Origin of the sequence: Synechococcus sp. GFB01 (genome assembly GCF_001039265.1) — a bacterium.
GTDB lineage: Bacteria > Cyanobacteriota > Cyanobacteriia > PCC-6307 > Cyanobiaceae > NIES-981.
On record NZ_LFEK01000051.1, the window covers coordinates 1 to 13,775 of the forward strand.

Sequence of the window (13,775 nt, forward strand, 5' to 3'; positions counted from 1 at the left end):
GAGGCGCTGGTCGCGGCGACCCGTTCCGGTCTGCTTCCGGGCGAGATCGTGCTGCTGGTGGTGAATCAGCCCGGCTGCGGTGCCGCCGGGCGGGCGCAGCGTCTGGGGGTCAACTGGCAGCTGCTCGATCATCGCCTGCATGGCAGCCGGGAGCAGCTCGATCGGGCGCTGATCGCTGCCTTCCGGATTGCAGCGGTGGATCTGGTCGTGATGGCCGGCTGGATGCGGATCGTGACCCCGCTGCTGATCGCCGCCTTCCCGGAGCGGCTGATCAACATCCACCCCTCTCTGCTGCCGAGCTTCCGCGGGCTCGATGCCGTCGGGCAGGCGCTTCAGGCTGGGGTCCGGCTGAGCGGCTGCACCGCCCACCTGGTGAGCGAGGAGGTGGATGCCGGGCGGATCCTGGTCCAGGCGGCCGTGCCCGTGCTCGCCAGCGACGACCACGCCAGCCTCAGCGCCAGGATCCAGCGGCAGGAGCACCGCATCCTGCCGCTGGCGGTGCGCCTCGCCGCCGACCATCTGGGGCTCGGATCCGCCGCTCAGGGATAGAACGGCAACAGCGGCAGGCCGGTGGTCGGCGCCAGTCCGGCCATCAGGTTGAGGCACTGCACACCCTGGCCTGCCTGGCCCTTCACGAGGTTGTCGATCGCGCTCATGACGATCAGCTGGCCGGTGCGGCTGTCCACCTGCACCGAGAGCAGGGCGCGGTTGGTCTGCCGCACCCACTTGGTGGAGGGATAGGTGCCCACCGGCAGCACCTCCACGGTGGAGCAGTGCCGGTAGGCCGAGGCGAGCAGGGTGCTGCAGTCGTCGGCGGCGAGGCCTGGATCCCGCAGCCGGGCGTACACCGTGGCCAGCAGCCCCCGCACCATCGGCATCAGGTGGGGGTGAATTGGAGCTGGATGGGCTGACCTGCGGCCTGGGAGGCGATCTGCTCGATCTCGCTGGTGTGCCGGTGGCCCACCACGCCGTAGGGCGCCACCGCCTCGCCGGCCTCCGCCAGCAGCAGATGCTCCTTGGCGGCCCGGCCGCCGCCGCTGGTGCCGGTCTTGGCGTCGATCACCAGACCGTCGGCCTCCACCAGCCCCTGCTGCAGGAACGGCAGCAGCGCCAGCAGGGAGGCGGTGGGGAAACAGCCCGGTGCGGCCACCAGACGGGCCTCGCGGATGCGATCCGCCTCCCATTCCGGCAGCCCGTAGACGGCCTCGGCGCAGAGCTGGGCGTCCTGGCGCGGCACCTGACGGGCCTCGGCGGCGTAGACCTCCTGCCACTGGGTCAGGGAGCGGTAGCGGTAGTCGGCGGAGAGATCCACCACCCGCACGCCTCGTTCCAGCAGGGAGGGCACCAGCTGGGCGGCGAGGCCGTTGGGCAGGCTCAGCACGGCGAGATCCGCGGCGGCGGCGATGGCATCTGGATCGGGTGTCCGGACCACCGGGTCGCCGGCCAGGGGCAGGAAGGGGGTGAGTTCGCTCCAGCGCTTGCCGCTGCTGCGCTCGCCGCCCAGGAAGGTGACCTCGAACTGGGGATGCCCCTGCAGCAGCCTGAGGGTCTGCAGTCCGCCATAGCCGCTGGCGCCGATCACCGCAACGCGCGTGGTGGGCATGGCGATCACACCGGAGGTTCGACAACCCGGGCTTTATAAAGGATGCTTGCGCACGGGCCACCGGCCCCATCGCCCCGCGTTGACATCTTCCGGCCAGCAGCTTTCGGATCGGCAGCCTGCCGATCCGTCGTCGTCCCCACCCACAGCGCCGGACGGAGAGATCCGCTTCGATGCCATCGCCGATGCCCTGGCCGCGATCCGCAACGGCGAATCGATCGTGGTGGTGGACGACGAGAACCGCGAGAACGAGGGCGATCTGATCTGTGCCGCCCAGTTCGCGACCCCCGAACAGATCAATTTCATGGCCACCCAGGCGCGTGGCCTCATCTGCCTGGCGATGGAGGGCGAGCGCCTCGACACGCTCGATCTGCCGCTCATGGTGGATCGCAACACCGACGAGAACCAGACCGCCTTCACCGTGAGTGTGGATGCGGGCCCCGAGCACGGGGTGAGCACCGGCATCTCGGCCGAAGACCGGGCCCGCACGATTCAGGTGGCGATCCATCCCGCCACCAGACCGGCGGATCTGCGGCGACCGGGTCACATCTTTCCGCTGCGGGCCCGCCAGGGGGGCGTGCTGCGGCGGGCCGGCCACACCGAGGCGGCCGTGGATCTGGCTCGGCTGGCGGGGCTTTACCCCGNCGGCGTGATCTGCGAGATCCAGAACAGCGACGGTTCGATGGCCCGGCTGCCGGAGCTGACTCTGTATGCACGCCGTCATGGACTGCGGCTGATCTCGATCGCCGATCTGATCCGCTACCGCCTCGACACGGAGCGTTTCGTGCGCCGTCAGGCGGAGGCCCTGCTGCCCAGCGCCTTCGGTGATTTCCGCGCCGTGGGCTACCGCAACGAGCTCGACGGCGGCGAGCATGTGGCGATCGTGAAGGGGCATCCCGAGACCTCCAGCGGCCCGGTGCTGGTGCGGGTGCACAGCGAGTGCCTCACCGGTGATGCCTTCGGTTCCCTTCGCTGCGACTGCAGGCCCCAGCTGGAGGCCGCGCTGCGGATGATCGAGGCGGCCGGCGAAGGCGTTGTGGTCTATCTCCGCCAGGAGGGCCGAGGCATCGGCCTGATCAACAAGCTCAGGGCCTACTCCCTGCAGGACACGGGCCTCGACACCGTGGAGGCCAACGAGCGGCTGGGCTTTCCCGCCGATCTGCGCAGCTACGGCGTGGGTGCCCAGATCCTCAGCGACCTGGGCGTGCAGCGGCTGCGGCTGATCACCAACAATCCGCGCAAGATCGCCGGCCTCGGCGGCTACGGGCTCCAGGTGGAGGACCGTGTGCCGCTGGTGATGGATCCGGGTGATCACAACGCCGCCTACCTCTTCGCCAAACGCACCAAACTCGGCCACCTGATGGAGATGGGCCCGACCTGTCCGGTCGGCGGTCCCACGGCCGTGCTCAGCTGGCAGGGCCAGGTGCCGCCCGGCGACGGCGCCGATCTGCAGGAGCGGTTGGCTCGATGGGCCGAGGAGCAGGGGTACCAGGCCGAGCCGGAGGAGGATCCCCGCCTGCTGGCCCTGCTCAACCAGCCGCAGCTGGCTCTGCTGGTGAGCTCGGGCAGGCGGGATCTGCAGGACTCCGATGACCTGCGCACGGCGCTCAGCCTGCTCGCCCGGGCGGAGGGCACGCGCAGCGTGGGCCTTCTGCTGAGCTCGGAGCCGCNGGGNCTNANTCNNCCCTCGNCGNCACTGGAGGCTGAGCAGCGTCCCCTGGACGAACTGCGCGAGCTCANGGCGCCGATCCCCCGGCCGGCCGCCNGGGGCTTTCTGATCTGGCGGGCCTGAGCCGGTCCGCCAGATCAGCGCCGGATCGTGTGGGTGCTCGACGGCGTGAGTGCTGGATGGCGTCAGTGCTGGATGGTGACCTTGTTGATGCGGCTGCCGTTGCGCAGCGCCAGCACCACATCCATGTTGCCGGTGTGGCCGAACACGGTGTGGACGCCGTCGAGGTGGGGCTGAGCGGCATGGCAGATGAAGAACTGCGAGCCACCGGTGTCGGGGCCGGCGTGGGCCATCGAGAGGCTGCCGGCCTGGTGCTTGTTGGCGTTGATCTCGCAGGGGATCGTGTAGCCCGGTCCGCCGGTTCCGGCCATGCCGGGGGCTCCCTCGCGGCTGTTCGGACAGCCGCCCTGGGCCATGAAGCCGTCGATCACCCGGTGGAAGGCCAGGCCGTCGTAGAAGCCTGCCTCGGCCAGCTTCACGAAGTTGGCCACGGTGCCCGGCGCGTCGGCATCGAACAGTTCCAGTTCGATCGTGCCGGCGTCGGTTTCCATCACGGCTCTGGTCACGGCAGACAGGGGCAAAGGACCGACTGTATGGGGCCCGGCCGCCGCTCGGGCGAAAATGCGGGATTGGCCCAGCGGCGATGAGCGCAACCGAGGCATCCGAACCCATCCCAGCAAGCGAGCCCGGCGACACGCCCGACCTCGTCNGCGCCCGACTGGCCGTGATCGGCGGCAGCGGGCTCTACGCCATGGAAGGACTCGACTGGATCGACGAGCGCAGCCTCGACACTCCGTACGGCAGTCCGTCGGACAGCCTGCGCATCGGCCGCCTCGGTGATCTGGAGGTGGTGTTCCTGGCCCGTCACGGGCGGCACCACAGCCACACCCCCACGGAGGTGCCCTATCACGCCAATCTCTGGGCGCTGCGCTCCCTGGGCGTGCGCTGGATCCTCTCGGTGTCGGCGGTCNGATCGCTGCAGGAGCAGGTGCGACCGCTTGACATGCTGGTGCCGGATCAGTTCATCGACCGCACCCACCAGCGGCCGCTGAGCTTCTTCGGCGAGGGGCTGGTGGCGCACGTGACCATGGGCGATCCGTTCTGCCCCGTGCTGAGCCGCCTGCTGGCCGACGTGGGCGAGAGCCTCATGCCCAGCGGGCGCCAGCTCCATCGCGGTGGCACCTATCTCTGCATGGAGGGGCCGGCCTTCTCCACCAGGGCCGAATCGGAGCTCTACCGCAGCTGGGGCTGCAGCGTGATCGGCATGACGAACCACACCGAAGCCCGCCTGGCGCGGGAGGCGGAGATGGCATACACCACGCTGGCGATGGTGACCGACTACGATTGCTGGCACCAGGACCACGCCGCCGTGACGGTGGAAATGGTGATCGACAACCTCAGGGCCAACGCCGCCCTCGCGCAGCAGATCGTGCGGCTGGCCGCCGAGCGGATCGGCGAACTGCGCCCCCGCAGCAGCGCCCACCAGGCGCTGCGGAGTGCCCTGATGACACCGGCCGACCGGGTGCCGGCCGCCACACGCCGGCGGGTGGACCTGCTCACGACTCCCTACTGGGGGCCGTTCAGCTGAGCGCCGCAGGCTGCCAGCACCTGCCTCAGGCTCGGACCATGCCGCTTGAGCTGTTCGCGGGCCTCGGCCGCCTCCAGGCCGCTGGCGGCGATCAGCAGGGCGAGCTTCACCGAACCGTCGGCCTGCTCGAGCAGCTCCGCTCCCCGCGCCCGGCTCACGCCGGCCAGATCCCGCAGGATCCGCAGAGCCCGGTCCTCGAGCTTGGCATTGGTCACGGCCACGTCCACCATGCGATTGGCGTAGACCTTGCCGAGGCGCACCATCACGCCGGTGGAGAGGATGTTGAGGGCCATCTTCGTGGCGGTGCCGGCCTTGAGACGGGTCGAGCCGGCCAGCAGTTCCGGACCGGTGAGCAGGCGGATGTCGATGTCGCAGGGCATCGGTGCCTGGGCCGCGGGCACGCAGGCCAGGGCAATGGCAAGCGCGCCGATGGTGCGGGCATGCCGGAGGCCGCCGAGCACGTAGGGCGTGGTGCCTCCGGCGGCGATGCCCACCAGGCAGTCGCCAGGGCCGAAGCCGCTGGCGATCAGATCGGCGCGACCACCCTGCTGCTCATCCTCGAGGCCCTCGGAACTGCGCAGCAGGGCCGGAGCCCCTCCGGCCAGCACCCCCTGAACCAGCTCGGGTGGAGTGCAGAACGTGGGTGGGCACTCGGCCGCATCGAGCACCCCCAGGCGGCCTGAGGTGCCGGCCCCCAGGTAGAAGAGCCGGCCGCCGGCGGCAAGCCGCGCCGCAATCGCGTCCACGGCTGCGCTGAGCTGGGGAGCGGCGGCGGCGACGGCGCGCTGCGGCTCCAGGTCGTTGCGGCAGAACAGATCCACCAGCTGCTCGGTGGGCAGCTGATCGAGCGTCGTGCTGAGGGGGTTGGCCTGCTCGGTGAGCAGATGGCCGCGATCCGGCGTGCCTCCAGCGGAGGCCGACAGGCTCACAGCAGGCCCTCCAGCTGGCGGCGCAGGGCCTCGAGGTCGGCGGCGGCGGCAGCATCGGCCTGGGGCTCGTCCCGCTCCTGCCAGTCGCTCACATCCATGTTGCGCTCCGGCGGAGCGATCAGCAGGCGATCCTCGGCGGTCTGGGGCAGGAAGCCGGAGGGCACCAGCCGGGCCTCATAACCGGCCTGCTCGCAGAACAGCTCCATCTCGCGGCGGTCGAGCGCCTCCACCGTGGGCACCGGAAAGTCCTGGGCCTCCAGCAGGCCCGCGTAGCGCTCGGCGTCGTCGGGATCCTCGAACAGCAGCACCAGGGTGCGGCCATTGATCTCGAGGGAGTGGATCCCCTCCTGGTCACTTCCAGCGTCGAAGAGCAGCACGTGCACCGGCATGGGCGCAAGGAGGCGGATCAGGTCCTTCAGTGTGTCATCCGCGGGCGATCAGGCCAGGGATTCGTCGTCCTCCGCCAGTTCATCGAGGCGCCGGTAGAGCGCCGCCTCAGCCTCGCTGAGCTGGTCGGGCAGCACGATCCGCACCTCCACCAGCTGGTCGCCGCGCTGGTCGCCCCATTCCAGACCACGGCCGCGCAGGCGCAGCAGGCGGCCGCTCGAGGAGCAGGGCGGCACGGAGAGACGCACCGGACCGGCCAGGGTGGGCACCGCCAGACGGCAGCCCAGGGCTGCCTGGGCCGGCGAGAGCTCCAGCTGGTAGAGCACCCGCAGGCCGTCGATGCGCAGCCCTTCGGGCGTGCGCACTCGCAGCTGCAGGAAGTGATCCCCGCCCCCCGGGGTCACGCCGGCCAGGCGCAGGCGCCAGCCGTCTCCCGCCAGCGCCGGGGTGCGCACCTCCACCAGGGTGCCGTCGGCGAGTTCCAGCTCAACGCGCTCGCCCTGCAGCGCCTGCTCGGGGCTGAGGTCAACGGTGGTCTCCAGATCGGTGCCGGCCTGCACCGGTGGTGGCGGGGATGGGGCGGCGGTCACCGGACCGGACGCCTGCGGGCGCGGCTGAGGCTCCGGCTCGGCTGCCTGCGGCCCAGGCGGCGGTTCAGGGCTCCGGCGACGCGGCTGCTCACCGAACAGATCGGCCAGGTAGTCCTCGAAGTCGGGGAAGCCGCTGGCGTAGGGGTCGGCCTCCTGGCCGCCGGAGCCGATCCCGCCACCCTCTTCCCAGATGCGGCGTCGGTGCGGGTCCGACAGCACGGCATAGGCCTCGTTGACGAGCTTGAAGCGCTCCTCGGCCACCGGATCGTTGCCGTTGAGGTCGGGATGCCAGCGCCGGGCCTGGGCTCGGAAGGCGCGCTTGAGGGTGACCGGATCAGCGCCGGCCGGGAGGCCCAGCACCGCCCAGTAGTCCGGACTCTGCGTGTTGGAGAGGCTCTGGGTCACGGGGTGGGATCAGAAGCCATCCCAGGGGTCGTCATCCGGCACGCGCACCGGTTCGCGGCGGCGGGGCGGCGGCGGCTCGTCGCTGCGGGACTCCGGAAAGCGATCCTCGCGGTAGCGCTCCGAGGGGCCGGGGCGGCCGCGGTCCCGATCGGTGTCGGGATCGTCGTAGCGATCGGCATCGGCCCGGCTTCCGACCCCGGGGCGGGGAGCGCCATAACGCGATTCCCCGTAGCGGGATTCGTCGTATCGGGACTCGCCATACCGGGATTCGCCATAACGCGATTCGCCGTAACCGGGACGTTCCGGCGGTGTGGCCCACGGGTCGCTGCCGGGACGGCTCCAGTCGTCCCATTCATCGTCGTCGGCGAACAGTTCGTCCTTGAGCGACCCCAGGGTGTTCTTCAGACCCTGCAGCGGCCCCTGGTCGGCCCGGCGTTCGCTGAGAATGCGGCGATTGAGGCCGAACAGGGCCTCCTGCAGCTGGCTCACGGCCAGTTCGAGCTCGCCGGGGTCGGTCTCACCGCGCTCCTCGAGCGCCAGCAGGTCCTGCACGTCGCGCATGGCCATCTCCACGGCCCGCTGCTGTCTCTCGGCGCCATAGGGGCCCAGTTCCAGCGCCGCATCCCGCAGCCGCCGCTCCCCCTGGGCCACAAGGGTCTGGGCACGGTTGCGGCGATCGATCGCCGCCCGCTTGCGCCGGTCGTCGGCCGCCTTCCGCTCCGCCTCCTCGATCAGCGCCTCGATCTCGTCGGCGCTGAGGTTGGAGCCGCCCTGGATGCTGACGCTCTGCTGGCGTCCGGTGGTGCGGTCCATGGCCGAGACCTGGAGCAGCCCGTTGGCATCGATGTCGAAGGACACCTGCACCTGGGCACGCCGCGTGGAGCCGGCGGGATGCCGCTGAGGCGGAAGCGGCCGAGGCTCTTGTTGCCTTCGGCCATCTGCCGCTCGCCCTGCAGCACGTGGATCTCCACCGAGTTCTGGTTGGCCTCGGAGGTGCTGAACACATCGCTCTTGCGCACCGGGATCGGGGTGTTGCGGGGGATCAGCACCTTCATCAATCCGCCGATCGTCTCGAGGCCAAGCGAGAGCGGCGTGACGTCGTTGAGCATCAGGTCGCGCAGCTCGCCGGTGAGGATGCCGGCCTGCACCGCCGCCCCGATCGCCACCACCTCGTCGGGATTGACCGACTGGCAGGGTTCGCGCGGAATCAGCGTGCGCACCATCTCCTGCACCATCGGCATGCGGGTGGAGCCACCCACCAGCACCACGTCGTCGATGTCCTCGGCCGCCAGGCCCGCATCACGCAGGGCCCGCTGCACCGGTCGCAGCAGCCGGTCGAGCAGGTCGGGGCAGAGGCTCTCGAAGACGTTGCGCTCCAGCGTGGTCTCGATGTGCAGCGGCCCCTCGGCACCGGTGGCGATAAACGGCAGGGAGATGGGCGTGCTGCGCACGCCGCTGAGTTCGATCTTGGCCTTCTCGGCCGCCTCGGTGAGCCGCTGCAGAGCCTGCCGGTCACGGCGCAGGTCGATGCCGTGCTCCTTCTGGAACGCGTCGGCGAGCCAGTCGACGATGCGCCGGTCCCAGTCGTTGCCACCTAGCTGGGTATCACCGCTGGTGGCGTTCACATCGAACACGCCCTGGGCGATGCGGAGCACCGACACGTCGAAGGTGCCGCCACCCAGGTCGAACACCAGCACGCGCTTCACGGTGCTGCGATCGAAGCCGTAGGCCAGTGCCGCCGCCGTGGGTTCGTTGAGGATGCGCTCCACCTGGATGCCCGCCAGGCGGCCGGCATCCCGTGTGGCCTGGCGCTGCGCGTCGTTGAAATAGGCGGGCACGGTAATCACGGCCGCCTCCACCGGCTCGCCCAGATAGGTGCTGGCGTCATCCACCAGCTTGCGCAGGATGCTGGCCACCAGCTCCTCNGGGGCGTACTCGCGCTCGGTGGCCGGACAGATCACCCGCACGTTGNCCTGATCGTTGGCCCGCACCGTGTAGGGAACCGCCAGGCTGCCGTCGTCGAGCTCCTCCCACTGGCGGCCCACGAAGCGCTTCAGGTTGGCGAAGCTGTTGCGGGGGTTGAGTACCAGCTGCCGGCGCGCGAGCTGGCCCACCAGCAGCTCCTGATCCTTCGTGAACCCCACCACCGAGGGCGTCGTGCGGCTGCCCTCGGCGTTGGCGATCACCAGCGGGCGACCACCCTCCAGCACCGCCACCACTGAATTGGTGGTGCCCAGGTCGATACCGACGATGCGACCCATGAACCGCGCGGCTCCGTGGATGGTGGAGGAGCCCCAAAACTACCGGGGGCTCCAACGTTAATCACCGCTTAATCGCCCCTGCGCAGTGAGCTTCGTAGATTCCGCAGAGCTCGGATCTGCGTGCACGTTCCGAAGCCCAGCCGCCCATCCGCATGACGTCCGAACGACTGCCGGCCCAGGAGGGTGCTGTTGCCGCACCGGCAGAGGATCTGTTCACGCTGCGGCGCCGTCCTCCGGCCGAGCGACTGATCGACATCGGTTTCCGGCAGCTCACGCTCTGCCTGGCGGCCATGGTGGCCCTGGTGCTGCTGGGCATCTTTGTGGTGGTGCTGCAGGGTGCGCAGGAGGCGATGGGAGCCTTCGGACTGCGCTTTCTGACCACCTCGGCGTGGGATCCGGTGAACGGCGAGTACGGCGCCTTCATCGCGATCTACGGCACTCTTGTCACCTCCCTGCTGAGCCTGCTGATCGCGGTGCCGCTCGGCGTGGGTACGGCGATCTTCATCACCGAGGATCTGCTGCATCGATCGATCCGCGAGGCGATCGGCCTGCTGGTGGAACTGCTGGCGGCGATTCCGTCGGTGGTGCTGGGACTCTGGGCGATCTTCGTGCTCGAACCCGGCATCCGCCCGGCTCTGAGGCTGCTGCACCAGTGGCTGGGCTGGATTCCCTTCTTCGGAACCGAACCGCAGGGGCCCGGCATGGCCCCGGCCATCCTCATCCTGGTGGTGATGATCCTGCCGATCATCACCGCCATCTCCCGGGACGCACTCAACCAGGTGCCGATCGAGCTCCGGCAGGGGGCCTACGGCNGTGGGCACCACGCGCTGGGGTGCCATCGTGAGCGTGATCCTGCCGGCCGCCGTCTCGGCCATCACCGGCGGCGTGATGCTGGCGCTGGGGCGGGCCATGGGGGAGACCATGGCCGTCACGATGATCATCGGCAACGCCCTGAATTTCGATCTCTCGCTGCTGGCGCCCGGCAACACGATCGCCTCGATGCTGGCCAATCAGTTCGGCGAGGCTGACGGCATCCAGGTGTCTGCCCTGATGTATGCGGCCCTGATCCTGATGCTGCTCACCTTCAGCGTGAATGTGATGGCGAAGTGGATTGTGAGGCGGCTCAGCCTGCGTTACTGACGGCACTCCCCAGTCACCGATGACTCCAGCGACCCCCACCACTGCCGTCAGTCTGTTCGACAGGCGACCGATCTATTTCGATCGCTCACTGCGCCGGAACCGCATCAACCGCTTCTGCACAGCCCTGGTTGCACTGTTCGCCATGATCGCGGTGCTGCCCCTCTTCCTGGTGGTGTTCTATGTGATGCTGCAGGGTGGCCGGCTGATCGGTTTCAGCATGTTCACCGAACTGCCGCCACCGCCCGGCCTCGAAGGTGGTGGCATCGGCAATGCCGTGCTCGGCACCATCGTGGTCACGCTGCTCGCTTCCCTGATCGCCATTCCGATCGGCGTGGGCGGCGGTGTCTATCTCAACGAATATTCCAACCGGGGCCTGTTCGCCCAGTTCGTCAGTTTCGGCAACGACGTGCTGGCCGGTGTGNCCTCGATCATCTCGGGGGTCTTCGTCTATGGCGTGGTGGTGGCCACCCGGCTGTTCTTCAACCAGAGCTACAGCGCCATGGCCGGCGGCATCGCCCTCTCGGTGCTGATGCTTCCCACCGTGATCAAGACCACCGATGAAGGGCTGAAGCTCGTGCCCCAGGAACTGCGCTGGGGTGCCTACGGGGTGGGGGCCTCCAAGTTCGTCACGGTGATGCGGGTCACGCTGCCTGCCGCCTTCACCCCGATTGCCACGGGCGTGGTGCTGGGGGTGGCTCGCGCCGCAGGGGAAACGGCTCCCCTGATCTTCACCGCGCTGTTCTCACCCTTCTGGCCGGAGGGCATCTTCAACCCGATCGCCACGATGTCGGTGCTGATCTTCAACTTTGCGATCATGCCGTATGAAGCCCAGAACGAGCTGGCCTGGGCCGCATCCTTCGTGCTTCTGGTGATGATCCTGGCAGCCAATCTCGTGTCGCGCTGGATCAGCAGGATGGCCAGCCGAACATGATCTGATCAACGTCTCCACCCGAATCCCCTCTTCCCCGGCCTCGTCGTCTCCAGTCTCAACCCATGATCAGCTCACCGGCAACGCTCCCATCGCAGGCATCAACCACCTGCATGGCTCTGGAGAATGTGACCATCAGCTACGGCCGCTTCGAAGCTGTCAAGAACGTCTACATGGACATTCCGCATGGCCAGGTCACGGCCTTCATCGGTCCGTCCGGATGTGGCAAAAGCACGGTGCTGCGAGCTCTGAACCGCATGAATGACCTTGTGCCGGGCTGCCAGCTCAAGGGGCGTGTGGTGTTCGATGGCATCGACATCTACGACAAGCGGGTGGATCCGGTTGAGGTGCGTCGCCGGATCGGCATGGTGTTCCAGAAGCCGAATCCGTTCCCGAAGAGCATCTACGAAAACATCGCCTTCGGCGCCCGGATCAACGGCTACAAGGGCGATATGGACGAACTGGTGGAGCGCTCCCTCCGCAAGGCAGCCGTGTGGGATGAGTGCAAGGACAAGCTCAAGGACAGCGGCCTGGCCCTCTCGGGAGGCCAGCAGCAGCGCCTCTGCATCGCCAGGGCCATCGCCACCGAGCCGGAGGTGATCCTGATGGACGAACCCTGTTCAGCTCTCGATCCGATCTCCACCCTGAAGATCGAGGAGACCATGCATGAACTGAAACGCAGCTACACGATCATCATCGTGACCCACAATATGCAGCAGGCCGTTCGCGTGGCCGACAAGACCGCCTTCTTCAATGCCGAAGCAGTGGAGGGCGGCACCGGAAAGGTTGGTTACCTGGTCGAATACAACGACACCGAACGGATCTTCAACGCCCCCACCCAGCGGGCCACCCAGGACTATGTGAGCGGCCGATTCGGCTGAGCCGGGCATCAAAAAAGCCGGCCCTGGAGCCGGCTGGTGTTGAAGCGGAGAGGGAGGGATTCGAACCCTCGATAGAGTTGCCCCTATACAGCATTTCCAGTGCTGCGCCTTCGACCACTCGGCCACCTCTCCAGCGGCAAAATGGGGCAACAGGGTGGCAATGTAGCAGCATGACTAACCCCGCCAGCCCTCCATCCCATCGGATCACCGTGCACTGGCGCCAGACCGGTCGCACGATCAGCCACCTGGTTCCCCATGGTGAGTACATCCTGCGGAGCTTCGAGCAGCAGGGGGATCCGCTGCCCTTCAGCTGCCGCAACGGCTGCTGCACCACCTGCGCCGTGCGGGTGCTGAACGGCGCGATCGACCAGCGGGAGGCGCTCGGCCTGTCGAAGGAGCTGCGCCGCATGGGCTACGGCCTGCTCTGCGTGGCCCGGGCCCNTCGGCCCCCTGGAGGTGGAGACCCAGGACGAGGATGAGGTCTACGAGCTCCAGTTCGGCCGCCACTTCGGCCGTGGCAGGGTGCGTGCCGGTCTGCCCCTCGACGATGAGTGACGCCACGGCATCGGGCCCGCAGCCTGGCGGGCCCGCTCCGGCCGAACTGGAGCGGCTGATGACCGTGGCCGTGCGTGCCGCCCAAGCGGGCGGCACCCAGCTGCGCCGCTTCCACGGCCGCCTCTCGGAGGCCCAGGTGCGGGAGAAGGGTGTGAGCGGCAACCTCGTCACCGAAGCCGACCTCGCGGCCGAGGAGGCCGTGCTCGCCCTGCTCGAGGCGGAGACACCGGAGATCGGCGTTCTGGCCGAGGAGACCGGGCGACGCGAGCGGCAGGGCGATCTGGAGTGGTGTGTGGATCCACTCGATGGCACCACCAACTTCGCCCACGGCTATCCCTTCTTCGCCACGTCGGTGGGGTTGTGCTGGCGCGGCACGCCGATCGTGGCCGCGCTGGCGGTGCCGGTGCTCGACGAGCTCTACCGCGCCGCCAGGGGCCTGGGAGCCTGGTGCAACGACCGGCCGATCCATGTGAGCCGCTGCAGCAGCGTGCGCGACGCCCTTCTGGTCACGGGGTTCGCCTACGACCGGGCCAGCCGGCTCGACAACAACTACGCCGAATTCGCCTGGTTCACCCACCGCAGCCGGGGCGTGCGGCGGGGCGGGGCCGCCGCGGTGGACCTGGCCTTCGTGGCCTGCGGTCGCTGTGACGGCTACTGGGAGCGGGGGCTGTCGCCCTGGGATCTGGCGGCAGGCACGCTGCTGGTGCAGGAGGCGGGTGGTGTGGTGTGCAGCTACAGCGGCGGGCCGCTGGATCTGGCCAGCGGCCGCGTGGTGGCCTGCG

The 13,775-nt window shown here is 68.9% G+C and carries 10 protein-coding genes, 1 tRNA gene and 4 pseudogenes; 8 read left to right on the forward strand and 7 right to left on the reverse strand.

Annotation, left to right across the window (positions count from 1 at the left end):
• On the forward strand, nt 1-549 hold a 549-nt coding region (purN, locus tag SYNGFB01_RS07490), incomplete at its 5' end, for a phosphoribosylglycinamide formyltransferase (RefSeq protein WP_048017564.1).
• Here the strand turns inward: purN and argC are convergent.
• Nucleotides 540-1,603, reverse strand: a pseudogene (gene argC / locus SYNGFB01_RS07495) (N-acetyl-gamma-glutamyl-phosphate reductase). The gene purN and the pseudogene argC sit on opposite strands and share 10 nt — an antisense overlap.
• Nucleotides 1,604-1,763: 160 nt before the next feature.
• Here argC and ribBA point away from each other — a divergent pair.
• Entirely contained in the window at nt 1,764-3,392 is a 1,629-nt protein-coding gene (gene ribBA, locus SYNGFB01_RS07500; RefSeq protein WP_048017571.1) for a bifunctional 3,4-dihydroxy-2-butanone-4-phosphate synthase/GTP cyclohydrolase II, read from the forward strand.
• Between the two features lie 62 nt (nt 3,393-3,454).
• On the opposite strand, the gene SYNGFB01_RS07505 is transcribed toward ribBA, so the two are convergent.
• A complete protein-coding gene (locus tag SYNGFB01_RS07505; protein WP_048017572.1) occupies nt 3,455-3,895 on the reverse strand; it encodes a peptidylprolyl isomerase in 441 nt (146 codons plus the stop codon).
• Nucleotides 3,896-3,972: 77 nt separating this feature from the next.
• On the opposite strand from SYNGFB01_RS07505, the gene mtnP reads away from it, so the two are divergent.
• Nucleotides 3,973-4,917, forward strand: a complete 945-nt coding sequence (gene mtnP / locus SYNGFB01_RS07510) for an S-methyl-5'-thioadenosine phosphorylase (protein ID WP_048017565.1) — start codon at nt 3,973-3,975, stop codon at nt 4,915-4,917.
• On the opposite strand, the gene murQ is transcribed toward mtnP, so the two are convergent.
• The 4 genes and pseudogenes from murQ to dnaK all read right to left on the reverse strand — a co-directional run bounded on the left by murQ (nt 4,896) and on the right by dnaK (nt 9,489).
• Nucleotides 4,896-5,846 carry an N-acetylmuramic acid 6-phosphate etherase gene (gene murQ, locus SYNGFB01_RS07515; protein ID WP_235299994.1) on the reverse strand — a complete coding sequence of 317 codons (951 nt, stop codon included), beginning with the start codon at nt 5,844-5,846 and terminating at the stop codon, nt 4,896-4,898. The two genes, mtnP and murQ, sit on opposite strands and share 22 nt — an antisense overlap.
• Entirely contained in the window at nt 5,843-6,235 is a 393-nt protein-coding gene (locus tag SYNGFB01_RS07520) for a DUF3110 domain-containing protein (protein ID WP_048017566.1), read from the reverse strand. The genes murQ and SYNGFB01_RS07520 overlap by 4 nt, the downstream gene beginning before the upstream one ends.
• Before the next feature lie 48 nt (nt 6,236-6,283).
• Nucleotides 6,284-7,228 (reverse strand): DnaJ C-terminal domain-containing protein, encoded by a 945-nt coding sequence (locus tag SYNGFB01_RS07525; RefSeq protein WP_048017567.1) that lies wholly within the window; start codon nt 7,226-7,228, stop codon nt 6,284-6,286.
• A gap of 9 nt (nt 7,229-7,237) precedes the next feature.
• Nucleotides 7,238-9,489: pseudogene (gene dnaK / locus SYNGFB01_RS07530) on the reverse strand (molecular chaperone DnaK).
• A 152-nt stretch (nt 9,490-9,641) separates the two neighbouring features.
• On the opposite strand from dnaK, the pseudogene pstC reads away from it, so the two are divergent.
• From pstC to pstB, 3 genes and pseudogenes are all read left to right on the forward strand, one after another.
• A pseudogene (gene pstC / locus SYNGFB01_RS07535) lies at nt 9,642-10,629 on the forward strand (phosphate ABC transporter permease subunit PstC).
• A 19-nt stretch (nt 10,630-10,648) separates the two neighbouring features.
• Nucleotides 10,649-11,560: a phosphate ABC transporter permease PstA gene (pstA, locus tag SYNGFB01_RS07540; protein WP_048017568.1), complete on the forward strand. Its 912-nt coding sequence runs from the start codon at nt 10,649-10,651 to the stop codon at nt 11,558-11,560.
• A gap of 62 nt (nt 11,561-11,622) precedes the next feature.
• A complete protein-coding gene (gene pstB, locus SYNGFB01_RS07545; RefSeq protein ID WP_048017569.1) occupies nt 11,623-12,438 on the forward strand; it encodes a phosphate ABC transporter ATP-binding protein PstB in 816 nt (271 codons plus the stop codon).
• A gap of 45 nt (nt 12,439-12,483) precedes the next feature.
• Here pstB and SYNGFB01_RS07550 read toward each other — a convergent pair.
• Nucleotides 12,484-12,570, reverse strand: a tRNA-Ser gene (locus SYNGFB01_RS07550).
• 38 nt (nt 12,571-12,608) lie between these two features.
• Between SYNGFB01_RS07550 and SYNGFB01_RS07555 the strand changes: the two are divergent.
• Together SYNGFB01_RS07555 and SYNGFB01_RS07560 are read left to right on the forward strand one after the other, a co-directional pair.
• Nucleotides 12,609-12,993 (forward strand): annotated as a pseudogene (locus tag SYNGFB01_RS07555) (2Fe-2S iron-sulfur cluster-binding protein).
• Nucleotides 12,986-13,775, forward strand: a 790-nt coding sequence (locus SYNGFB01_RS07560) for an inositol monophosphatase family protein (protein ID WP_048017570.1), incomplete at its 3' end; no start/stop codon positions are given. The pseudogene SYNGFB01_RS07555 and the gene SYNGFB01_RS07560, both read left to right, overlap by 8 nt.